The organism is Rhizobium sp. Root1204 (assembly GCF_001424965.1).
Lineage (GTDB): Bacteria > Pseudomonadota > Alphaproteobacteria > Rhizobiales > Rhizobiaceae > Pararhizobium.
The window spans coordinates 32396-56164 of the sequence record NZ_LMCZ01000003.1 but is presented as its reverse complement, the minus strand read 5'-3'; the positions used below and the strand labels follow the sequence as shown (position 1 = coordinate 56164).

The 23769-nt window shown below is 58.2% G+C and carries 17 protein-coding genes and 2 pseudogenes; 11 read left to right on the top strand and 8 right to left on the bottom strand.

The window, feature by feature from the left end; genetic code table 11:
• The first annotated feature begins 197 nt into the window (after positions 1-197).
• The 7 genes from ASC96_RS04765 to ASC96_RS04730 all read left to right on the top strand — a co-directional run bounded on the left by ASC96_RS04765 (position 198) and on the right by ASC96_RS04730 (position 10893).
• Positions 198-953 carry an ImuA family protein gene (locus ASC96_RS04765; protein ID WP_060501915.1) on the top strand — a complete coding sequence of 252 codons (756 nt, stop codon included), beginning with the start codon at positions 198-200 and terminating at the stop codon, positions 951-953.
• On the top strand, positions 874-2385 hold the full coding sequence (locus ASC96_RS04760) for a DNA polymerase Y family protein (protein ID WP_082511943.1): 1512 nt from the start codon (positions 874-876) through the stop codon (positions 2383-2385). Before ASC96_RS04765 ends, ASC96_RS04760 begins: the two co-directional genes overlap by 80 nt.
• A complete protein-coding gene (locus ASC96_RS04755; RefSeq protein WP_060502059.1) occupies positions 2385-5648 on the top strand; it encodes an error-prone DNA polymerase in 3264 nt (1087 codons plus the stop codon). The genes ASC96_RS04760 and ASC96_RS04755 overlap by 1 nt, the downstream gene beginning before the upstream one ends.
• 467 nt (positions 5649-6115) lie before the next feature.
• Positions 6116-6943 (top strand): S1/P1 nuclease, encoded by an 828-nt coding sequence (locus tag ASC96_RS04750; RefSeq protein ID WP_060501912.1) that lies wholly within the window; start codon positions 6116-6118, stop codon positions 6941-6943.
• 46 nt (positions 6944-6989) lie between these two features.
• The gene (locus ASC96_RS04745; RefSeq protein ID WP_060501910.1) at positions 6990-8702 is read left to right on the top strand and encodes a phospholipase D-like domain-containing protein; all 1713 of its coding nucleotides are present in this window, start codon (positions 6990-6992) and stop codon (positions 8700-8702) included.
• Between the two features lie 812 nt (positions 8703-9514).
• The gene (locus ASC96_RS04735) at positions 9515-10192 is read left to right on the top strand and encodes a hypothetical protein (protein ID WP_060501906.1); all 678 of its coding nucleotides are present in this window, start codon (positions 9515-9517) and stop codon (positions 10190-10192) included.
• 128 nt (positions 10193-10320) lie between these two features.
• A complete protein-coding gene (locus ASC96_RS04730; protein ID WP_156397389.1) occupies positions 10321-10893 on the top strand; it encodes a hypothetical protein in 573 nt (190 codons plus the stop codon).
• Between the two features lie 110 nt (positions 10894-11003).
• On the opposite strand, the gene ASC96_RS04725 is transcribed toward ASC96_RS04730, so the two are convergent.
• The 5 genes from ASC96_RS04725 to ASC96_RS04705 all read right to left on the bottom strand — a co-directional run bounded on the left by ASC96_RS04725 (position 11004) and on the right by ASC96_RS04705 (position 17482).
• The gene (locus tag ASC96_RS04725) at positions 11004-12239 is read right to left on the bottom strand and encodes a CapA family protein (protein WP_060501902.1); all 1236 of its coding nucleotides are present in this window, start codon (positions 12237-12239) and stop codon (positions 11004-11006) included.
• A 105-nt stretch (positions 12240-12344) separates the two neighbouring features.
• The gene (locus ASC96_RS04720) at positions 12345-14024 is read right to left on the bottom strand and encodes an ABC transporter ATP-binding protein (protein WP_060501899.1); all 1680 of its coding nucleotides are present in this window, start codon (positions 14022-14024) and stop codon (positions 12345-12347) included.
• Entirely contained in the window at positions 14021-14896 is an 876-nt protein-coding gene (locus tag ASC96_RS04715) for an ABC transporter permease (protein ID WP_060501897.1), read from the bottom strand. The genes ASC96_RS04720 and ASC96_RS04715 overlap by 4 nt, the downstream gene beginning before the upstream one ends.
• An 11-nt stretch (positions 14897-14907) precedes the next feature.
• The gene (locus ASC96_RS04710) at positions 14908-15879 is read right to left on the bottom strand and encodes an ABC transporter permease (RefSeq protein ID WP_060501895.1); all 972 of its coding nucleotides are present in this window, start codon (positions 15877-15879) and stop codon (positions 14908-14910) included.
• Positions 15880-15889: 10 nt separating this feature from the next.
• On the bottom strand, positions 15890-17482 hold the full coding sequence (locus ASC96_RS04705; protein WP_060501892.1) for an ABC transporter substrate-binding protein: 1593 nt from the start codon (positions 17480-17482) through the stop codon (positions 15890-15892).
• A gap of 296 nt (positions 17483-17778) precedes the next feature.
• Between ASC96_RS04705 and ASC96_RS04700 the strand changes: the two genes are divergently transcribed.
• Complete coding sequence (locus ASC96_RS04700) at positions 17779-18048, top strand: helix-turn-helix transcriptional regulator (RefSeq protein ID WP_060501890.1); 270 nt, start codon at positions 17779-17781, stop codon at positions 18046-18048.
• Between the two features lie 175 nt (positions 18049-18223).
• Here the strand turns inward: ASC96_RS04700 and ASC96_RS04695 are convergent, their stop codons facing one another.
• The 3 genes from ASC96_RS04695 to ASC96_RS04685 form a co-directional block, all read right to left on the bottom strand.
• A complete protein-coding gene (locus ASC96_RS04695; RefSeq protein ID WP_060502058.1) occupies positions 18224-19459 on the bottom strand; it encodes a hypothetical protein in 1236 nt (411 codons plus the stop codon).
• 181 nt (positions 19460-19640) lie between these two features.
• Positions 19641-20711, bottom strand: a complete 1071-nt coding sequence (locus ASC96_RS04690; protein WP_060502057.1) for a class I SAM-dependent methyltransferase — start codon at positions 20709-20711, stop codon at positions 19641-19643.
• 216 nt (positions 20712-20927) lie between these two features.
• A complete protein-coding gene (locus ASC96_RS04685; protein ID WP_060502056.1) occupies positions 20928-21659 on the bottom strand; it encodes a LuxR family transcriptional regulator in 732 nt (243 codons plus the stop codon).
• Between the two features lie 123 nt (positions 21660-21782).
• Here ASC96_RS04685 and ASC96_RS04680 point away from each other — a divergent pair, with 123 nt between their 5' ends.
• From ASC96_RS04680 to ASC96_RS04675, 3 genes and pseudogenes are all read left to right on the top strand, one after another.
• Complete coding sequence (locus ASC96_RS04680) at positions 21783-23096, top strand: MFS transporter (protein ID WP_060501887.1); 1314 nt, start codon at positions 21783-21785, stop codon at positions 23094-23096.
• Positions 23097-23123: 27 nt separating this feature from the next.
• A pseudogene (locus ASC96_RS33685) lies at positions 23124-23408 on the top strand (hypothetical protein); the annotation flags it as partial.
• Position 23409: 1 nt separating this feature from the next.
• Positions 23410-23658 (top strand): annotated as a pseudogene (locus ASC96_RS04675) (ABC transporter permease subunit); the annotation flags it as partial.
• Between the last annotated feature and the right edge of the window lie 111 nt (positions 23659-23769).

The following is a 23769-nucleotide window of genomic DNA, read 5'->3' as shown; positions in this document are numbered from 1 at the left end:
CTCATCCACGATATTTTTCGTCACATTCAGCATCGAATTGAATCTGCTTGATGAATCGATTGAGCAACAGACGTCTCGTGACGCCGCCTGCAGTCCACCCGATTCTTGCCCGTTGACTCATCGCCGTTTAAAGAACAAAAACAGAACATATCAGCCTTTTTCTGGCTATGCAAATGCACTCTTGAATTTGGAAACCGATGCCAATCACTGCCGCGAACCCCGTCATTTCCGAGCTTCAGGACCGCATCCGGCGGCTTGAAGGCGGAGTTGTGCGCAAGGGCGAGGTGCTGCCGTTCGGGATAGCCGAGATCGACGCAAAGCTTCCCGGTGGTGGGCTGGCCTGCGGTGCCCTGCACGAAGTGGCTGGTGGTGGGGCCGATGCGGTTCATGGCGCGGCCGCCGCCCTTTTTGTCGCCGGGATCGTTGCGCGCACGAAAGGCGACGTGCTCTGGTGCCTGACACGGCCGGATCTGTTCGCGCCGGCATTGGCACAAGCAGGCCTTCATCATGATCGGGTGATCTATGTCGAGGCCGACCGGGAAGAGGACGTGCTCACGAATTTCGAAGAAGGCCTGCGTTTTGGCGGGCTTGGGGCTGTCGTTGCCGAACTCGTACGCCTGCCGATGACCGCCTCGCGGCGCCTGCAGCTGGCGGCCGAGGCTTCAGGAACGATTGGCATTGCGCTTCGACGATGGCGTCGCCCGACGGAGGCAGCTGATTTCGGACAGCCGACAGCCGCCACGACACGGTGGCGCATCAGCGTCCTGCCCTCCGAGCCGCTGCCTGTGCCGGGCATCGGGCGGGCACGGTGGCTGGCGGAATTGATCAGAGCAAGAGCGGGAGAAGCCGCGGAATTTGAAATAGGTGCCTGCGATGCCACGGGTCGTATCAGTCTTTCTCCCCACGCTCGCGACGGACAGGATCAGGCGCGCCGAGCCCGGAATCTTGCCTGAAACACCGGTCGTGGTCGTCGCGCGCAGTGGATCGAAACGCACCGTCGCGGCGGTCGACGCTGCGGCCTTCAAGGCCGGCGTCCGCATCGGCATGCCCGCTGCCAAAGCCCAGGCGATGATATCCGGCTTGCATCTGGTCGATGCCGATCCGGACGGCGACGCCTTGGCGATCGAGCGCCTGGCGCTGTGGATGCTGCGCCAATATACGCCGGTGGTAGCGATGGACAGTCCCGATGGCATCGTCATGGATACCGAGGGCGCCGATCACCTGCGCGGTGGTGAGTTGCCGATGCTCATTGGTCTTGTCAACGCTCTGAGAGGCCATGGCCTTCAGGCCCGCGGCGCCATTGCCGATACCTGGGGCAGTGCCCACGCCATTGCGCGCGCCACGCGTCGCGAGGTGATCATTGTCCCGGTTGGCGAGACGGCCAAGGCCGTCGTCAACCTGCCGATTTCCAGCCTTCGCCTGTCGCCCGATATTGTCAGCGGCCTGACCGTGCTCGGGTTCCGGACCGTCGGCGAGGTCTCAGTAACGCCGCGGGCGCCTTTGGCTCTGCGTTTTGGGCCGGAGGTCGGCCGCCGGCTCGATCAGATGCTTGGACACCTTGCCGAACCGATCGACCCCATTCGCACCGCAGAGCTGATCGAAGTGACGCGTTCCTTTTCCGAGCCTATCGGAGCCTCTGAGACCATCGCCAAATATATCGGAAAGCTCGTGATCGACCTCTGCGCCGCGTTGGAGACGCACGGGCAGGGCGTTCGTCGCGCCGATCTGATCATCTACCGCGTCGACAACACATTGCAGTCCCTGCGTGCCGGCACGGCTAAGCCGGTGCGCGATGTCCAGCGTCTGACAAAGCTTCTCTGTTCCAGCATCGAAAACATCGATCCCGGTTTCGGTATCGAAAAGCTGTCCCTTGCCGCGACGATGATCGAGCCATTCGAGGAAAAGCAGTCCATCTCCTCGCTTATCGAAGAAACCATCGTCGACGTCACGCCTCTGCTCGACAGTTTGGGAAATCGCGGCCAGCGCATGTACCGGCTGGCCCCGGTCGAAAGCGACGTTCCCGAACGCAATGTCGGGCGCGTCTCCCCGGTTTCCGAAAAACTGGGTCAAGCCTGGCCAACCCGCTGGCCCCGGCCAAGCCGCATGTTGGCGCACCCGGAACGGATTGAGGTGATTGCGCTCACGCCCGACCATCCACCGGCGTCGATGACCTGGCGTGGCAAACGTCGGCGCATCAAGCGCGGTGATGGGCCGGAACGGGTCTTCGGCGAGTGGTGGGTTCGTTCATCCGAGATGGAGGCTGTCAGGGACTACTATTCCGTTGAGGACGAGGACGGCAATCGCTTCTGGGTCTACCGCTCTGGCGACGGTGTGGATCCCGTGACCGGAACGGCCAAATGGTTCTTGCACGGGATCTATGGCTGATGCGCTACGCCGAGCTCCAGGTCACCAGTCATTTTTCCTTCCTGCGTGGTGCGTCAGGCTGCGATGAGCTGTTTGCCACGGCTCAGGCACTCGGCATCGAAGCGCTTGGCGTCGTTGATCGCAACAGCCTTGCCGGGATTGTGCGCGCCTGGGAGGCGGCCAAGGAAACCGGCGTCCGGCTGGTCGTCGGCTGCAGGCTGGATCTGACAGACGGCATGTCGATCCTGGTTTATCCGACGGACCGGGCCGCCTATTCGAGGCTCTGTCGGCTTCTGTCGCTCGGCAAGGAGCGGGGCGGCAAAGGCAAGTGTGTTCTCGATCTGATGGATGTGGCCCTTTATGCAGAGGGACTGCTCGCCATCCTGATCCCCGACGAGGCCGATGACGCATGCGCCGTCCAGTTGCGCAAGATGAAAGAGATATTTGGCGACCGCGCCTATATGGCACTGACGCTGCGCCGGCGGCCGAACGATCAACTGCGTCTGCACGAGCTCAACACCCTGGCCATCCGGCACAAAGTCCGGCCGGTCGTCACCAATGACGTGCTGTTTCACGAGCCGGGCAGGCGACAGCTGCAGGATGTCGTCACCTGCGTTCGCCATCGCACGACCATCGACCGGGCCGGGTTCTTGCGCGAACGGCACGCCGATCGTTTTTTGAAGCCCCCTGAGGAAATGCACCGTCTGTTCAGCCGCTATCCTGAGGCACTCGCCCGCACTCGCGAGATTGTCGATCGCTGCCGCTTCGACATGAACGAGCTCACATACCAATATCCCGAGGAAGCGATCATTCCCGGATTGACGGCACAGCAGTCGCTGGAGAAATTTTCCTGGGAGGGCGTTCGCGATCGGTATCCCGAAGGGGTGCCTGATGATGTGGTGAAGATCCTCAATCATGAACTCGATCTGATCCGCAAACTCGACTACGCGCCGTATTTCCTGACCGTCTACAGCATCGTCCGCTTTGCGCGATCTCAGGATATTCTCTGCCAGGGTCGAGGCAGTGCTGCCAATTCCGCCGTCTGTTATGTGCTGGGGATCACGGCGATCGATCCGGCCGCAAACGATCTGCTGTTCGAGCGCTTTATCTCAGCCGAGCGCAACGAGCCGCCCGACATCGACGTCGATTTCGAACATGCCAGACGCGAAGAGGTGATCCAGTGGATCTACAAGACCTACGGCCGGCAGAAGGCTGCCCTTTGCGCGACCGTCACCCGCTACCGCGCCAAGGGTGCGCTTCGCGATGTCGGCAAGGTGCTCGGCTTGCCCGAAGACATGATCACGGCGCTGTCGGCCGGTGTCTGGGGCTGGAGCAAGGAGGGCGTCGGCGAAAAGCAGGTCAACGAGCTGAACATGACCATGTCCGACCGGCGATTGCGGCTGACATTGGAGCTCGCGCAGCAGCTGATGGGTGCTCCCCGTCATCTGGGCCAGCATCCGGGTGGCTTCGTCCTGACCAATGACCGCCTCGACGAACTGGTACCGATCGAGCAGGCCCGGATGGAGGATCGGCAAACGATCGAATGGGACAAGGACGACATCGAGGCGCTCAAGTTCATGAAGGTGGACGTGCTTGCCTTAGGAATGCTCACCTGCATGGCCAAGGGCTTTGCCCTTTTGCAGGAGCACAAGGGGATAACGCTCGATCTCGCCACCATCGAGCCGGAAGATCCGCCGACCTACGCGATGATCCGCAAGGCCGACACGCTCGGCACCTTCCAAATTGAGTCCCGCGCGCAGATGTCGATGTTGCCGCGGCTGAAACCCCAGACCTATTACGACCTGGTCATCCAGGTGGCGATCGTTCGCCCCGGGCCGATCCAAGGGGATATGGTGCATCCTTACCTGAGACGGCGCGAGGGCAAGGAGGCGGTCGTCTATCCCAAGCCCGAACTCGAGGCAGTTCTCGGCAAGACCTTGGGAGTGCCGCTATTTCAAGAGAGCGCCATGAAAGTCGCGATCGTCTGTGCCGGCTTTACGGCCGGCGAGGCTGATGCGCTGAGGCGTTCAATGGCGACATTCAAGTTCACCGGTGGTGTCAGCAAGTTCAAGGACAAGCTCGTCCAGGGGATGGTGAAAAACGGCTACACGGAAGAGTTTGCCGAAAAAACCTTCTCGCAGCTCGAGGGCTTTGGCTCCTATGGCTTTCCGGAAAGCCACGCCGCTTCGTTTGCCCTGATCGCCTACGCCTCGTCCTATATCAAATGCCACTATCCGGATGTGTTCTGTGCGGCCCTCATCAATGCGCAGCCAATGGGGTTCTATGCGCCAGCGCAGATCGTCACCGATGCGCGTGCCCACGGTGTTGCAATCCGGCCGGTCTGCATCAATCGTTCGCGTTGGGATTGCACGCTGGAAGAGATCAGGGGAACCGACGACCATGCGGTGCGTCTCGGTATGCGTTTGGTAAAGGGCCTACCCGAACAGGATGCAGCGAAAATTGCGGTGGCGCGTGGCGACGTGCCCTTCGTTTCCATCGATGACATGTGGCGGCGCGCCGGCGTGTCGTCGGCCTCCCTCGTAAAGCTTGCCGAAGCTGATGCGTTTCGACCTTCTCTCAAACTTGAAAGACGCGACGCGCTTTGGGCGATCAAGGCCTTACGCGACGAGCCACTTCCACTATTCGCGGCTGCTGCCGATCGCGAGCAGGCGGTGATTGCCGAACAGCAGGAGCCGGATGTGACGCTTCGGCAGATGACCGAAGGCGCCAACGTCGTGGAGGACTATGGCCATACCGGTGTCACGCTGCGTGCCCATCCGGTCAGCTTCCTGCGAGAGGATCTCATTCGGCGAAGCATCGTCACCTGCGCCGAGGCAACCTCGACCCGCGATGGACGCTGGCTGATGACCGCCGGCCTTGTCCTCGTCCGGCAGAAGCCCGGTAGTGCCAAGGGCGTGATGTTCATGACCATCGAGGACGAGACCGGCGTCGCCAATGTCGTCGTCTGGCCGAGCCTCTTTGAAAAACAGCGCCGCGTCGTGCTCGGATCCTCGATGGTGGCGATCAACGGCAAGATCCAGCGCGAAGGGGGCGTCGTGCACCTGGTGGCGCAACGGATGTTCGATTTGACCAGCGATCTGGCGAGCCTGGGCGAACGGGACACTTTCCGCGTGCCGAGCGGACGTGGCGACGAGTTCGCGCACGGATCGCCGGGCAGTCCGGACAGCCGCGAGCGGCCCCCAGTGGGTGTTAAGCCGCGGGAAATTTACATAGATGATCTTCATATCGATACGCTGAAGGTGAAGAGCCGGAATTTTCAGTGAGTTCGGTGGGCGGCTAAAGAGGCGATGCGGTCAAAAGCAAGGCGACGGGAACGCTGAGCGCTGACGCGGTCAATGCCCACACAGATGCCAACTTAATCAGGCGCATTTTTCGCGCTCGGCCTTCGTCCCACTCATATGCCATGCTCAGTCCTCCGAGCGGCAATGAAGCATTCCGAGTGATTTGAGTCGAGTCCAGAAAAATGGAGGACAGCGGTTCGAACCCCACCAAGGCGACCACACGCCTGCCGGTCAATCTTGAAAATTGGTGAAGGGTCGTGTGGATCCGGGCAACGACGGGAAACTGACGGCTTCGGCCATTGTCCGAAAATGCACCCTCAGGGGCTGCGGCGCGCGGGATCGATTGAAATGCAGATTGACCAATAGACCTGGCGCGGCACACGCACTTTGGGATTGTCACAAACAGGTATAATAATACTGCTAGTTGATTGCCAGGGGGAAGTTTGCGGATGCGAATCTTTCTGATTGTATCACTTTGTTTGTCGTTCTCCTCTCACGCTTGGGCATGGGGGGAGGAGGGGCATTCCATTGTCGCCGAGATCGCCCAACATCGGCTGTCGACGGCTGCCGCCGCCGGTGTCGACGAAATTCTTGGCAAAGGCTGGTCATTAAGCTCTGTCGCCAGTTGGGCTGACGACGAGCGAGCAAGGGACGGGACGACGGCTCGATGGCACTTCGTTGAAATCCCGGCTTCTGACAAATCGTTTTCTGTCGAGCGGGACTGCGAATTAATTCAGGGTAAGGGCGACTGCATCATCGCCGCGATTGAACGAGAGCGGCTTGTTGTAGGTTGTGCTAATCGGCCCATCTCCGAGCGTTCCCGCGCCCTGAGGTTTCTCGTGCATCTCGTCGGCGATGTGCATCAGCCACTCCATACGGTCAAGGAGTTTGGAGGAGGGAATGGCGTCGCGGTAACTATTGTCACCAAAGAGGGAGTCAATGGAAACTTGCCGTTCAACGGAAATCTGCATTCCGCCTGGGACGCCACCATGATCCAAAAGACGACTTGGTCATGGGGAGCATATGTCGATCGTCTTGAGTCTGGATGGCTCAAAACGCCAGAGGCCGCCGCCAGCGCCAGCGCCGACGTCATCGCCTGGGCCGAGGAAACGCACGTTGAAGCCCAGCAGCTTCTTGCTTCAGTGCCAGCGAACATCGTTCTCGACGATCAATACCGCAAGTCGAGGCTCGGCATGCTCGACCGTCAACTCGGCAGGGGCGGGATTAGACTGGCAGCGCTTCTCAACGAGGCATTCCAGGTCCGTGGATGCCCGTAGAGACGAATTCAAATCGCAAACGACATGGTCATTTCGGGAGAGGAATATGACAAGTGAATTCCAGGTCAGCGGCAAGAACAGTGCCGCTCTCTTTTCACTCAAACTGCACCGAGGCGACGGGATGACCCTGGTCGCGATGAACTGGAAGGAAGGCACGCCTCCCAAGGAGTTTGTCGGTTTTGCCATCGAATACAAGGAACCTAAGGGTGACCGGTTCTACGCGCTCAAAAATCGCCTCGCCTTTCCGGGACCTGGCGGAAAGGTCGACCCGAATCGTATGTCTACTCTGAGATCACCTATTCAGAAGTTTCGTTGGGTTCACTTTCCACGCGATGCCGAACTAGAGGGCGAATTTGGATATCGCGTGTCGCCGGTCTTTATGAACGAATGGGACGAATTGAGTTATGGAGAGCCGCAGCACGCCGCCATTGAGTTGCGACGAGAAACCTATCCAGGACAGTTGAACATCAGCTACACGCGGGGCTTCGTGTCGTCACAGGCATTTGTGGATCGCTATGAATCTGCTGGTAAGATATCGACGCTACTCCCCAAATCGGCTGCCAAGGGTCTGAGTTTTGTTCCAACACACCCAAAGGCAAAAGATGCTTTGGCGTGGATGGGTTTCGAGGCCCGCCATGCCATTCTGGAGGCCCTCGACCAGGCCATTTCGGCCGGCGCGGATGTGCGGGTGGTGGCGTACGATCTTAGCGAACCAGATGTAGTTTCACGGCTCGAAAAGCTCGGCAATAAACTCAAGATCATTATTGACGACAGCCGCGAGCATAAGAAAGCGGGATCAGGTGAAAACCAGGCAGCAGAGCGACTCTCGCAATCGGCTGGCAGCGGCAATGTTAAGCGGCATCATATGGGCAGCCTACAGCACAACAAGACGATCGTCATCGACGGTCCCAATATTCAGAAGGTCGTCTGTGGCTCGACAAATTTCACATGGCGCGGCTTCTTCGTACAGTCCAACAACGCGCTGGTGGTCGATGGCCCGGCCGCCGTCCAGTCCTACGTTCTTGCCTTCGACGGCTATTGGGCGTCGGAAGATCCCGACGTTTTCGGTAATTTGGCTTCCGCGGAATGGGCGGACCTCGGACTGGCTGGAGTTGATGCAAAAGTAGCATTCTCTCCGCACTCCAGAGACAATGCCCTTCTCAACGAAGTTGCTGCCGACATAGGGGAGACCAAATCATCCTTATTTTTCTCCCTTGCGTTTTTGCACCAGACACCTGGATCGGTAACCGAAGCAATCAAGAGAGTTGTTAAGGACAAAGAGATTTTTGTCTATGGCATTTCGGACAAGGAAGTTGGAGGTATCGACGTGCAGTTGCCCGACGGCAAGGTCGCTCCTGTTTTTCCTGCCGAACTGGCAGAGAATCTTCCGCAGCCCTTCAAGAAGGAACCTACCGCCGGCAACGTGGGCAACCGGATGCACCACAAATTCATCGTGATTGATTTCGACAAGCCCACGGCGCGTGTCTACACCGGCTCATATAATTTCTCCGACCCAGCTGACGGGCAGAATGGAGAAAACCTCCTCCTCTTTAAAGATCGGCGGGTCGCGGTATCCTACATGATAGAGGCGATCCGCATCTTCGACCACTATCATTTCAGAATTGCGCAAAAGGAAGCAGCGACCGCGAAAACTAAGCTTCAGCTCGCTAGACCACCACGGGCCACAGGCGACAGGACTTGGTGGGCAGAAGACTACGAGGTGACACGGAAAATCAAAGATCGCCTGCTGTTCGCGTAGCGGTTCGCTTTTTGGCCGGTTCCTCGCGGTCCCCAGCCAAGCGCATGCCGCACGGAGGATCCGACAGCCTCACGACGATACTATCGACATTGCCGGCTCGGCAAGACGCGCTGCAACAGCGCTATCGCGATGAGCGTTTCGAGTCGCCGTGCAGTGGCGACAAGCGTCCAACAAGTCGTTCAAAAGCACTTCAGAGACGGGGAGATTTTGGTGTCGCGCAATCCATTCCGGTCCAATAGACCGCAGCACACAAGTCCTCAATTCGCCGATCAGGGCGATCCGGCCGGTGACGCTATCATTGGCCAGGCACACGCGCTCTTTGGTAGTGAAGCAGCGACCGCGGTCGCCTACTGTGCTGTGCTCTGGACGCAGGGTTCGAGGATGAGGAGGGCGAGTTTCGCCGCTTCGCCGGAATATTTCGCCGGCTCTGGAACTAGAATGCTCCAAGCCGTCTCCTGCGGGGGACTTCGGCTATGAAGTTCGTGCCGCCTTTGGCACGGTGTCGTCGCGCATACCTGTCTACCGGCGTTCGTTGTCACGATACGCATGAACCCGTCTCTGAGTTCGGCGCAACGGGGATTGGCGATTGCCTATCGACGGGCGCTTAGCGGCTGAGAGGGGGACAATTGATGGTATGAGCGAAGCCCTCAACGGCATCGGCGTATCTATGGCAGCGACATCTGACGGCGCGCACAGGACCTGATAGCAGTTCGGGTCTAGACCGCCAACGCAACAATCGCTATCTGCAGGCCTTGTTGCGTTGCTAAACACTTCGCTGATACATCACCGCGGAAATTTCGAGGCTACATTTCGTGAAAAAGGTTCAACGGAGTTTCGTTGTTGAGTACAAATCCGGGCGAAGAAAAACCGATCCCAAGCCGAACTCGATCTGGGGCAACATGGATCTCAAGTCAGTGGTGCGAGATGTACAGGAAGAGGCAATGCCATTCCTAACGCCGGGCGAGCAAGACAAAGCATCTGACAGCGAGGTCTCCTTACCTAAAGTCAAATGGACAGGGCCGTTGTTGACACCAGCGATCGGGTATCCGACAACTGCAACGGCTACACAGGAGACAATCATGGCCGACGAAAACGACACGACAACAATTAATGACGCGCCGGCTTCTGTCGTCGCAGATGCTCCAAAGAAACAGCGTAAACCTCGCGCCAAGAAGGCGGCACCCGAAACGGCGTCAGTCGAAGTTGCGGCGGAACCAGCAGCTGTTTTGAACACCACAGCTGGCAAGCGCGGCAAGCCGACGAGAGGACCTAAGCCGAAGTCGATCGAGGTTGCAGTCAGCGCCAAGAAGGCACCTGTGAAACGCGGTCCGAAGGCTGTACAAGCAGCGATTCCAGCACCGGCTGCTGAAATCGGCGAGATGGCGGATCTTCTGCAGCTGGAAGAGGAAAACCAGCGCCTGCGCAAATTGCTCGCTGAGAAGCTTCGTGCCGAAAATGCAGATCTGCGTAAACGGCTCAACCTCGGTTGATCCCAGGCGGGGTCATCGCCGGCCGCATTTCTGTACTCCTCACGATGTGCGATTTGGCGGCGGTCATGCCGCCGCCAAAGCTCAAGCTCGCAACCTACATGCGAGGTAGAACGCGAGGTCGAATAACAATGGCGTCACCTTGGAAATTTCTTGCACGCCTGACGTCGAGGCTGGGGGGTTCGAAAGAACAACGCGACGGCCTCATCGACGGATCGAAAGAGGCGGCGAGCCTCGAGCCTGTCGAAGCGGCACCCGACAATACGCCAAATTCCAGTGACCGCCTGAAAGAAGGGGAGCCGCAACCTGTCGATCAAACCGATGCGCTGGGATCAGTATTGGAGCCGTCTGCAGAAGCAGGTGGCAGTGTGCAGGGGAATGTCGACCTCGAAAGCGCCGAGCTCGGGAATGCCGTTGATCCTGCCTTATCGGATGCCCCCGATTTCACCGCCACTCCAACTCACGACGCACTGACACTCTCGCCCTCCAAGAAGCGACCGAGCTCGAAGCAAAAGCGGAGCCGGGAAGCCAGCGGAATCAAGTCAGTTGAAGTCTTTCCGCAGCCTCCCACAAGCGCGCCCACTTTTCCCGATGAGGTGCAAAACCTCGATGAGGAGATCAGGCTGCTGCGCGACCAGTTGGCTCGCAAACTTCAACTGCAAAATGCACAATTGAGGATCATGCTGGAGCGGTTTGAGCGCTAAGCACGAAATGGTTTCCGTTCACCGCGCAATTTGATGGCGCGTCAGTTCAAATCCGTTCATCCGCGTTCGCCGGAATATCGCGATTTGGCTCCGGCCCAAGCTCTTTCCGGCTAAAACTTTAGCAACCCTGTACCATCCGATACTTTGATCTCTGTACCGAACCTCGCGGATTGGTCTCGAAAGCGATGCAATATCCTCTCGGCATCAACGCCGCGTACAAGTTCGGGGGCGAGGCGCTGTTCCAGGGCGTCACTGCTCGACGCTTCGCTGACGCCGATTACCACCGGATGGAAAGACATACCGGCAAACTTGCCGTCTCCGTCGAACGAGCATAACCCGATAACGCTCTCCCACACTTCCCGCGACCGCCATTGCGATTTCTCGGATTTCACGTGGAAGATGAAATTGCCCAGGCTGTAGAAGATTGGTCGGCCACGATAGATTTCGACAGGCTGGAGAACAGGGGCGCCGTGGCTGACGAACATTGCCGCACCCGCATCGATGCATTTTTTTGCTACGGCGCCTACCCACTCAGGGACCTGATACCAGTCCGAGGCCCAATGGTGGTGGTGCAGGTAGGCGATTACCAGGCACCCTTCCTCTGCCGCAGACGTGATCGCGGTGAGGTTTCGCGACATGTCGTCCTCATCGACTTTGACATTTCGTCCAAACCTGTCGGAGCGTCTGAAAATTGCACGAGCTATACTGATTTCGGCTTCGAGTTCGACATGAGGGGCGTCGTCTGGTTGGCTGTCGTTGCCCAGGTCCATCCTCGTGTAGCCGACCTTGTCGCGAACCGTCCGCAACTGTTCGAACGTGTCGGTGTCGACGTCTATCACCTTGGTCAGCCTTAGCCGGTTCACGCCCGGACGCTCGGGACGACCGTTGGCGGCGTCTGCAGCGTACATGAAATCGGGTCCTGGACCTCCATCCATGGCGACAAGGGCCACCTTCCTGCCACCAAACGAACCCTTTGCAGCGCGAGCTGCCGCTGTGTGATTGCGGCCGATGCCGGCATGAAGGAAGCCGCGCCTATCGACCTCCTCCAAGGTTGAAAGGATCCCGGACGGACCAAGATCGAAAGCATGATTGTTAGACAACGAAAGCGCCTGGAATCCGAGCGCCTGAAGGCTGTCGAGAACAACCGGCTGGCTGCATCCGAAGAACGACCCTTTGAGCGGCCATCCACCATGACTTCCAAGGATCGTGCTTTCAAAGTTGGTGAACGAAAAATCGGCTTGGGACAGCACTTCATGCACGCCCTGAAATCCCTGCGTATGCACGCCGCGGATATCGTGTTTGATAAGAGATTGTCCGGTGACTGCAATCGTGAACATGTTCGTCATGAGTAAGCCTTCCTTCGCTGCGCGTGACCGCTGCGTTGATGTGGATGAAGTTGAACGAATTCCGAGAAGACAATTATTTCCAGCTCTAAGGCCGCAATGCCGCCGTCAGTGCGTGAAACGCCGGGGGCGTGCATCGATCAGGCTCCGCGTGTACGGGTTCTGTGAATGTGCGAAGATGAATTCCGAAGGGCCTGCGTCTTCCACCTTGCCGTCCTTGAAAATGTAGATGGAACTGCAAAGCTCCTGCACGAGAGCGAGATCATGCGAGATGAAGAGCATGGATATACCCTGTTCGCTCACATTCTCCCTCAACAGGGTGACAATTTCCGCCTGCACAGACACATCGAGGGCCGAAGTAGGTTCGTCAGCGACGATGATCCGCGGGCTGGCGAGAAGGGCGCGCGCGATGCAGATGCGCTGCTTCTGCCCCCCGGAGAGTTGATGCGGATACCGGGAAAGCAGGCTTAGCGACAGACCGAGCCGATCCATCATCACCGCAACGGCCGACGGTTCATCAGCCGTCCTGCGAGTGCCGAACCGGACACTTTCCCGCAGCGTCTCACCGATCGACATTCGCGGGTTCAACGATACCGCCGGATCCTGGAAGATCATCTGGACTTTTCCCAGCAGGCCACTGCGCGATCCGGCCCGCGAAATATCGAAACACGTGCCATCGATCTCGAGCCGTCCTTCGCCGGCGGTTTCCAGACCTGCGATGATCCGGCCTATCGTGCTCTTGCCGCTGCCGCTTTCGCCAACGATCCCGATAATCGAGCCGTGCTCCAGTTGAAGGGAAACATCCTGAAGTGCGGGTTTCGGTGAGTTCTTATGGACCCACGCGAGCCCGCGCCCGGAAAAGGACTTCGTTATTCCGCGTGCGCTGAGGATCGGTGTCGTGCCGGATACCGCCCCGCCATCTTGCGAGGCCGTGATGTCCAGGCCTTCGGCGGTTTCCTCTCGATCCTCGGCGCCGGCCATGCGCAGTCTTGGAACGGCGGCGAGAAGGCTGCGCGTGTAGTTCTTTTGAGGCGCATCCAGGAGCGACGATGTGGCGCCCTGTTCCACGATCTCCCCGTGTTTCATCACGACCACCCTGTCCGTGATTTCCGAGACGACGCCCATGTCGTGTGTGACGAGAATGATCGCTACGCGGGTTTCCTCCACGAGTTCGCGGAGGAGTTCGAGAATTTGCTTCTGGACGGTTGCGTCGAGCGCCGAGGTCGGTTCGTCGGCAACAATGATGTCGGGCTTCCCTGCGAGCGCGATGGCGATGACGACACGCTGGCGCTGGCCTCCGGAAAACTGATGAGGGTAGCTGTGAAATCGTTCATTGGAATTCTGAATGCCTACGCGGGTCAACAAATCGACCGCGCGTGTACGAGCCTGTTGACCGGAAATATGGGCGTTGGTGGCGAAAATTGTCTCTTCGAGTTGAGCGCCAATGGTCATCAGCGGATCGAGCGAGGCGGTATGGTCCTGGAAGATTGCGGATATCCTCCGCCCCTTGATGGCGTCCCGTTTCCGCTCGTCCATGCCATCGAGTGCATCCCCGTCGAACAGGATCGTGCCGGACGTCTGTTCGAATTCAGGCGCGAGCAAGCCGAGGATCGCATTACCGAGCGTGGACTTTCCGGCTCCGGATTCACCGATAATGCCCAGGATTTCGCCACGCTGAAGGTTGAGGCTCACATCGCGCAGGATTGTCGTTAAACCTGCCGGCGCACGATAGTTCAGGGTGAGATTGCTGACGACCAGCAAGGGTTCTTGGGTACTGTGCTCTGTCATATCGAACGGCCCCTTGGATCCAGGCGGCGGCGGACGTCCTCGCCGACGAAATTGATGCTTGCGATAAGGCCGAACAGTGCAAGGCCGGGAAACAGACTGATCCAGTATTGGCCGGTCAACAGGTACTGGAAGCCGCTCGCGACGGTGGATCCCAGCGAGGGCTTGTCGATTGGCACGCCCAGCCCGAGAAATGACAGGGTCGCTTCGAGCGCCACGGCATGCCCCAATTCGATCGGGATCAACGTGATCGCCGGGGCCACGCTGTTTGGGAGCAGATGCCGAAAGATGACGCGCCTCCTGGGTAACTGCAGGAGGCGCGCTGCATCCAGATAGGGCTTGCCGATTTCGCTCAACGCAACACCTCGAATGACCCTGGCATAGGTTGCCCACTGCACGATGACGATCGCCAGAATGATGCGATCGATCCCCGGTCCGAGCGTGACAATGGCGATGAGGGCTACAAGGATAGTCGGGAGGCTGAGCTGGAGGTCGACGATACGCATGATGACGGCATCGGCCCATCTGCCGAAGTATGCTGCACTGACCCCTGCCGTGAGGCCGATTAGAGCTGCAATGGCGGTGCTGGTGATGGAGACGACGAGGCTGATGCGCAGACCGTAGAGAATGGAGCTGACAATGTCTCGCCCGAGACCGTCCGTCCCAAGTAGATAAGTGTAGCCGCCACCGCTCAAGGTTCCGGGAGGCGATGACGCTTCCCATCCGTAGATCTGCAACGGGTCATAGGGGTTTTGCGGTGCGATGAGCGGCGCCGCCAACGCAAGGAGAATGTAGGCTGCAAGCAGCAATGTGGACAACCGGATTCGGTGCCCCTGCGGGCGCTTCCACAGCGCACGGATTGTTTCGGCCTTCATGGAACTTCCTTTTATCGGGAAAGACGCACCCGCGGATCGAGCACGGCGTAGAAAAGATCGACGAGCGCATTCAGCCCGACGAAGGCGACGGAGATGAAGGTCAAGGTTGCCATCACGACTGGCCTGTCGAGGAGTTGAATAGAGTCTATTAAAAGCTTGCCTACGCCCGGCCACGCGAAGATGGTTTCCACCACGACCGCGAAGGCCAGCATTCCGCCGAACTGCATCCCCACGATCGTCACGATGGGGATGCTGATGTTCGGCAGCGTGTGCCTGAACAGGATGCGGCGCGGGGAGAGGCCTTTGGCCCTGCAGAACCGGACGAAATCCTGGCTTTCCACCTCAAGCGTTCCGGCCCTTGCAAGCCTCGCGATAAGCGCGGTGTTCGGAATGGCGAGGGCCAATGCGGGGAGTGTCAGCTGCCGCAGGCCGCCGAGCGTCAGGAAGCTCCATTCCTGGCCGCCCAACGAGACCGTTGGTCCGCGGCCACCCGACGGAAACCAGCCCATCGTGATTGCGCCGATCAGGATGAGCACCATGCTCAGCCAGAACGATGGAATACTCAGCGCAAAGACGCTTGCCTTGAGGACTACGCGGTCGATTAGCCCACCATGATTTCGACCTGCCAGCAGGCCGAGCAGGGTCCCGCAGGGAGCCGCGACCAACATGGCGGTGGTGGCAAGTTCCAGTGTCGAAGGCAGCTTGCTCATTACCAGCCCGAAGGCAGGCAGGTGATAGACGTAGGACGAACCGAAATTACCGGTGACGACGTTGCCCATAAAGAGAAGGTACTGCCGCCAGAGCGGTTGATCCAATCCGAGAGCAATCGTCGCATTGCGAATATCTGCGACGGTTGCTGTTTCGATGTTGACGATGTTGTAGACGGGATTACCGGCGCTGTGGACGCCGACAAACCCGATCAACGACATGACGAGGAGGAGAAGGAAGGCTTGAGAAAGCCTTCCAAAGACAACGTTCATCATGAATGTGCCCTCACTCTTCCGAGGGAACGGCCTGCATGGCGGTTGTCCATCCACGCGGATGTACCGCGTAGGAGCCAACTTTCTGCCCGTGCCCGACGATCAAGTGAAAATGATAGAGCGGAAGCATCGGATAGTCGGCCATGACAAATTCCGTTGCGCCAGCGAGCGCTGCGTTCCGATCGGGGCCGTCCTCCATGGACATGGCCTTTTCCAGCATCTCGTCGAACGCTTGGTTCTTGTATTTGCCGTAGTTCAGCGATCCCGTCCCACGCTCAGTGTCTGGAGAAGTGAGAACCGCTTTGAGGCAGAACGTCACCGCCTCGCCGGAGCAGCCGCCATACCAGACCGGGTAGTCGCCGTTTGACCGTTGCGTGGCAAAAACCGAGAACGGGGCGACGACGGGTTGGACGTTAACGCCGATCCTGGCCCAGTTTTGCGCGATGGCCTGCAAAGATTCGCCGTCACCGGGATATCGTCCCGCCGGGCCAGCGACCACGACCTTGAAGCCGTCCGGAAAACCCGCTTCTGCGAGAAGCGCCTTTGCCCCGGCGTAGTCCGGCGGCGCCACCTTGAGGTTCGCAGAGGTTCCCGACAATCCAGTCGGAAAGAGCTGCGCTGCGGCCGTTCCATATCCGAGGAGGATCTTATCGGCGACGAAGGCGCGGTCCGTCGCCATTGTCAGAGCCTGACGCACGCGCTTGTCCCGGAAAGGATTCTGGATCGGGTTTCCTGATTTGTCGGTTACACCCGGCGGCTTCTCCCGGCCGATGTCGAACTGCAAGAAGTTTGACCTCGCGGCACTTGTGCTTTCGACCTGTATACCGCGCTGCTCAAGCCCTTCGACGTCGCGCGCTGGAATGTAGTCCGCGACATCGACGTCTCCGGTCGTTAGTGCGGCGACGCGCGCCGCAGGGCTTTCGATGACCCGGAAAGCTACGTCCGACCAGGCAGGTACCCCACCCCAATATCCGTCGTTCCGTGCCAGGCTGAGGACTTCGCCCGATTGCCAGCTCAGGAACTTATAAGGTCCGGTCCCGTTGGGCTGTGTTCCGGAATTGAGCTCCTCGGTGGTCGAAAAGCCGGTAGCCTTGTGCGCCATGATGAAAATGGAGGTTAGTGAGAGCGGAAGCGTCGGGACGTCGCTGCTCGTTTCGATAACGACGGTCAATGGATCAGGCGCCGTGACCGACTTTATCGCCTGCGTATATGACTGGAAACCACCACTTGGCGGCTTCAGGAAATCCCTGACGCGCTCGATCGAGTAAATGACGTCCTGTGCAGTGAAGGGCGAACCGTCATGGAACCGGACGCCGTCCCGCAACTTGAATTCCCATTGCGTTTTCGAGAGCCGCTTCCACGAAACGGCAAGGCCCGGCTGAGGGTTCAATTGCGCGTCCTGATTCACGAGACGCTCGTAGATATGGGCAAGCAGAGAGTTGTTCTCGTTGAGGTCCGCATAATGCGGATCGAGCGTCATCAGCTTGAGTTGCGTCCCGATACGCAGCTCCTCCGCGAAAGCGGCTGTCCCGAGAAACGCTGGCCACAGTGCCGTAGCGAGGCTTGCGGCGAGTATGGTCGTGCGGAGTCGATGCAGTAATGGCATTATTATGTTCCCTTCTTTTTTATGAGCCGGCCGCGGTGATTGAGCTCTCCACCACGCACGCTTTCGCGCCCGCGAAGCGATGGATCTATCGCTCAGACGGTGAGGTCTGCCGCACTCGGAAGCCGGGAGGAGTTTCCATGGATGATTGTGGGCAAAGTTCTGCTATTCTCAGAATCAGCCATGATCCGAGCTCCCAAACAGCTTGATTGTGGTTAGGCTTCACCCAGTGCAGCAACATCGGGTGTGGCCGCCCAAACTTTTATTCAGGCAAATCACCTCTACCAAACAATCTTAAGATGATCAATTTGAAATCACATGATAACAAAGAAATCACCGGCGCGCAGATACGAGCGGCACGTGCTCTGGTCCGGTGGAGTGCGAAGGATCTCGCGCAAGCAGCCAGAATCGGAGTCGCAACCGTAAGCCGCGCAGAGGTGGAAGAGGGACGCACCACGTTAACAACCGCGAATTTGAAGGCGATCCGGTTGGCTCTGGAAAGCGCCGGGATAGAGTTCATCCCCGAGAACGGCGGCGGTGTCGGCGTTCGTTTCAGGGATCGAACGTAGGGGGAGCGTTTCTGGTTCACATTGCGTTCCAGAGATCGCCATGTGCCGGTCATGGCAGCTATTCCACGATCAAATTTCTCGAACGCCGGACTGAGTTCGTAGCCGGAAATCCATTCGAACAGACGGAATCTCATCAAAATTGCGAGGGCAACAGACTACCTGAATTCGTTCTTGATCAGGATCCGGACCACTCCCATTCATTGGACGTGCGAGTGATTGTGCCAGCCGCAATGTGCCCTGACAGCTCGGCCCAAATCGGGTCCTTCGTAAAACTTGCAAAATCGCCGCTGGATTGTGCCAATGAGCTGTCAGCATATTTCGATAAAAGGGGCGAGACGCCCCCCGCTCGTTCGATCTCCTGAAACGGATCGCTGTTGTCCGGCTTCAAGACGCGGTGCCCCCATAGGCCGGGTCGATCGTCTTCCTCGAGTGCTTTCAGGAGGCTGAGATCGCCAGACCGTTCAACGCCGATCGACGTTAGATACCGCATGAGCGGAAAATAGACTGTTTGGCGGCAACCCCCGAGAACTCTCACACCGGGTAGGATCGAGGTCACCAGAAATGCCACGAACAGGCTGGGGAGGATTGCGCGCTGTCGAAGCGCTGCGGCAAGCTCGTTCGGGTTGAACTTCAGTTCGAAGTTCGATGATCCGCTGGCCCTGAGAATGCTGTCTTGAAGGCGCAATGGGACCACTCTGTCCTTTTCCACCCGCCAGAAGAGATCGGTCGTTCTGCGGATCCAACCGACCCACGGACCTGCGTTCAGGCGGTCAATCGCGTTCAATATTGATTCAGCGACAGCACCATCTCCTATAAAATGCGCCGACATCCATGATCCCGCCTCTTCGAGGTGGTCGGCAATCAGGTCGGCAATATCGAAATCATCGAGTTGAAGCAGCTTCACCTGAGTGGAAAATCTGCGGTGCCAGAGAACTTGATTGGCTGTCTTGATCGCTTCCGCCGCGGACGGAAACGTATCGGAAGGCAGCTCGGCAAGGAGGCGAGCAGCGGATGCATTCGGCGCGGCCTCGCCTTTGGCATTCGAAAGAGCGAAGCGGTAGGGACCGTTCAAACAGCCGATACTGCAGCCATCCATCCGGCTCCGGGGGAGCCCGAAGAGATTGAGGGGGGTGTCTTCGAGGCGCAGCCAGCCGGCACCCTTTTTTGCCGTCTCCTTGAACGTCGTCGTCGAGACGAAATAGGTGATGTGCCATTCCCGTTTTTGGGCCTGCAAACCCAGCAGACTGAACAAATGGGTGTAGAACGCGTCCGGTTCGAAGAGCAGCAGGCAATGCGGGCCGGTCTGCAGCACCGGCGACGCCACCAATTCACGACCAGCCCGCTGCGCCTCCTCATCCCCAAAGCCTGACCTTCGCGCCGCGTTCTCGACGGACTTGCGGAGGAGATCCATGGCATGATCGCGCACCGAACTTTCCGAATGGAAAGGCTCGGCCTCGTAGACAGTGGACGCATATGCGCGAAGAGGGCGTGCCCAGTAGGGGGCCAGATGCGGTATCAAAGAGGATAGTGAGCGTTGCACATCGATTGCGCTGCAATGCTCACCTGATCCAGTCGATCGATCTGGGCTCATGTCACGCCGCCGCCGGCCGTTTCGACGCGAGCGAAGCCATCATGTCGGCGCCGCGCCACAGAAGTTCGGGGCCAAGAGGGTCTGTTTCCGTATCGATGACCGCGGCCGGCAGTTGCTCGTAGCAGTAGGCGGGGGGTATCGCTGGCTTTGTCATCAGCGATACGAGCGCTAGTATTGATGCCCGGGAGTTGGAGGACGCGATAGTGTAGAAGTTGCCGCTGTTCCACGTCAGCACGGAGTAGCGGAAGAACGATCTCAGCGCGCTCGCCGTGGCCTGCAAGTCGACCTGAAAATCCGTCATTGTATTCAGGATTTCATCTTTCTTTTCGGAGATGTGGCTCGTCGAGAAATACCGGGTTTTGAATAGTTCATCTTTCTGGCGCTCCCGCTCGTCATAGAGATCGCGGTCCTGGTGAGCTAGTTTTTGTACCTGTACAAGGACACCACCATGCCGAATGCGAGGGGCAATGAACTCCAGTTGCTTCACCCTATCCCGATCGTACATTTGAAATGTCGTGTCCTCGAAGAGGATATCAAAACCGTTCCGAAACGGCAGGAGGTCGGTATCGGTTGCGTAACGGTCGCCGTCCAGTTCGAAGAAGGGCCCAAGGAAGAAATGTGCATGCTCGCTTCCCCGGTTCCCGAGGAAAGCTTCTCGATTCGCCGCCGTCGGACTGCAGCAAAGCGTCTTGATGCGCCCGCCACCAAGTGCTGCTAGCGCTCGTGCGAGGCAACCGGTCCCGGTGCCCAGGGTATAGATTGTCGTTGGAGAAGCGTTGCGCGCCCAACCCCTCAGTGCGTACGCAAGCATTGCGGCGCCCAGCCTGCATTCCTCTTCGAGTCGATATGGGATACTGGCAAAGTAATGGCTGTCAAAGTGTCCCCACAGACGCTTATGCGTATCTGAAAAGACTGCACAATCGACGTCATAATCAAGCAGGCTCAAATCCGGCTGTGGCTCTGCAAGGTCCGGCGCGCCTCCCTTACCGCTGGCCGTTCTCTCGAAGAACGCAGCAAACGACGTTAGCCGAGGAGCCTGTCGCCAAAGTTCAATTGCGCGCGGATCAAACATCATCGCCTCCGTTGGAAGTCGACGGTGGTGCTGACCATCTCCCGAATTGAGATGGTTTAGCGAGCGCCGTCTTCCTCTGCCATTCGTGAACTTCTGGCTACGATTTTTGGACCTCGGCGGAGGATGCCGCAATCTGTCGGATTCTCTAGGTTGACTGGCGACCAGAAAAGCTAGCTATGGTTGCCGTGACCAAGGCTGCAGGAAAACGAAGCACCGTTAGAGGTTGATCAACTCCAGGAAACTTGCCCTGGCGACCGCGTGATGACTCGTGGAAGCACCGAGCTTGTTTCTTGCTGACCGAAGGTAGAGGCGCACGGAACTCTCCGAAATTTGCAATGCCGCTGCAATCTGCTTGTGGATCTTGCCAGCGGCAAGCAACTGAAGGCACTGCCTTTCCCGCCTCGACAGTTCCTTGTAGCGGGCGGCCCTTCGAAGCCCTGTTACCGCAAGCACCGTCTCATGGAGGTAATGAGAAAGAATATGCAGGTCGTGGGTGCTCGAAGCACATAGGCTTAACCAGTCCCGCTTGGAACGATCTGAAGCCACGGAAAAAAGACCGCGTTCTCCATGTGCCCCGCGAACGGGAATCGTTAGGCCATTGGGGCCTATTCCGTGAGAACGGGCTTCTTCAAAGAAGTGGCGTACCTGCGCAGACTTCTGATCGAGAGAGGACCAGTCCACCGGCAAATGACCCGCGCGAACGATGTCGATCACCGGGTCTATCTCGAAAAGGTTTCGGGTCAAATAGGCTTCGCTCCAAGCCGCCGGATAGGTCGTGCAGTAGAACGGATAGCGCGTCGAATTAACTCCGTTGCGTACAACAAGGAAAGTAATATGCGAAAGGTCATAGCGCGTGCAGATTTGACAGAGTGCCGGTTTCAGTTCCCCACGTTCCTTGGCAGCCTGAATATCAGACAATGATAGTGCCAGCCGCATTTGCTCTCCGATCCGATAGTACGCGTTGCATGCCATCTATTCTAACATTGCAGCCTAGATGCGGAGCTATAGGGGAATCAGACATGCGGGGAGGTCGCCGTGGCTTCAAAACTGCCAAAAAGATGAGTGGATTTTATGGACAAGCGGAAAGGCATACCGCACGGCGTCCTGTTTCTTATTGCAGGAACAGGAATTGTCACCCTTGCAAGGGCAATGACCTTCTCGTTCCTTGCAATAAAGCTGCAGCAGACATTCGGCCTTGGCCCCGCAATGATTGGGTTTCTGTTAGGTTTGGGGCCCTTGATAGGGGCTCTTGCCGGGCCGTTCGTAGGATCGCTTTCAGATAAAACGGGCCGCAAGGCGATGCTGACGCTCGTCCTGATTACGCTCTCACTCGCAACGGTCGCATTGGGGCTTGCGGAAACGATACTCGTATTCTGTCTCGCCCAATGCGTTGCTGCTGTCGCAATTTCAATCTACGGGCCGATTTCGCGCGCCCTGATGAGTGACCTGTGTGCCGAGCCTGTTCGCCTTAAATACTTCTCATGGCGCTACACGGCATCAAACATTGGTTGGGCCATCGGTCCTCTGCTCGGCATTGCAGCCGGCATTGTCTCCACCCCGCTCTTTCTTGCCGCCGCCGCGGTCTACGCAACGCTCGCGTTCGTCCTGCAACTGCTAAATCTGCCATCATCTATTTGCACCGGCAGTTACCCTCCCAAGCCAGTGCAGTTGATCGCAGGTATCAGGGCCGCGGTGTGCGACCGGCGCTTGCTCCACTTCATTGGTGGTGGCACGTTGCTCATTGCGGTGCATGGGCAATGGACGGCAACGCTAGCGCCATACCTCGCTGACAACTTGGCGGGCGGTGTTGAAATCTTTGCCTATCTTGTCTCGATCAACGGTGTGGTCGTTTTGAGCGGCAATCCTTTTGCCCGACGTTTCATTGAACGTAGGGGCGCGTTGAGCGCACTCGTGACGGGGTGCATTCTGCTTCTGGTAAGCCAAGTGGGCTTTTTAGTTTCTACGGGCTTGGCGGGGTTCGCAATTTCGATGGTGATTTTCACCGCCGGCGAAATCCTTATCGTCCCTTCAGAGTACATGTTGGTTGACGGCATCTCGAGCGCGCAAAACAGAGGGAGCTACTTCGGCGCTCATTCCATCTCGACAATTGGTAGTTTTGTTGGGCCGACGCTTGGGGGCGCGACGCTTGGCATTCTTGGAGGGCCCGCGATGTTTCTTCTGTTCGCCGGGTTCGCGGCCGCCGGTGCGCTCTTCTTTGCAGCCGGGACACGAATGCCTCCTCCATATACGAGAACTGGCACGCGGGTCGCGCGCGAGTGCGAGATTTTTAATTCGCCGGCGCCGAGGCTAGGTTGGTCGCCGTCCGGATCGCCAACTCCGGTAACCACGAAAATTTTCAACAATCTCGTCCTGAGCCTGGCCTAAATTGGTTGTATTCCTAGCTGCGATAGCGAACTGCAGGAGTCGGATGTGGCGCTTGGGCAGACGACCGAAGGTGCCAATGTCGTGGAGGACTATGGCCATACCGGTGTGACGTTGCGTGCCCATCCGGTCAGCTTCCTGCGCGACGATCTCACCCGCCGAAACATCGTCACCTGCGCTGATGCAACAGCCGCGCGAGACGGGCGATGGTTGACGACATCAGGCCTTGTTCTCGTCCGTCAGAAGCCGGGCAGTGCCAAGGGCGTGATGTTCATGACTATTGAGGAGGAGAAAGGCATTGCCAATGTCGTCGTTTGTCCGCAACACACCCTTCGTAGTGCAGATTTTTCTCGTCTATTTTGGCCTGTCGAGCCTTGGCTTCTCGTTTTCGGCGATCACAGTGGCGATCATCGCTCTGACGATCAATGTCGGCGCATATACCGCCGAGATCATGCGCGCCGGTTTTGATTCCATTCAAAAAGGCCAATGGGAGGCAGGGGAGTGCCTGGGCTTATCTCCGGTGAAGCTTTATTGGCATGTCGGCTTAAGGCCGGCGATGGAGCGCGTCTAAATAACAGCGTTAGCCGACTTGGCGGCGACGATAGTGGTTATGCCTTCGCCTCGTTTCGACGCCTTGTTGCGGCGATTCGCTGACCGGGTACGCTGTTGGGGCGTT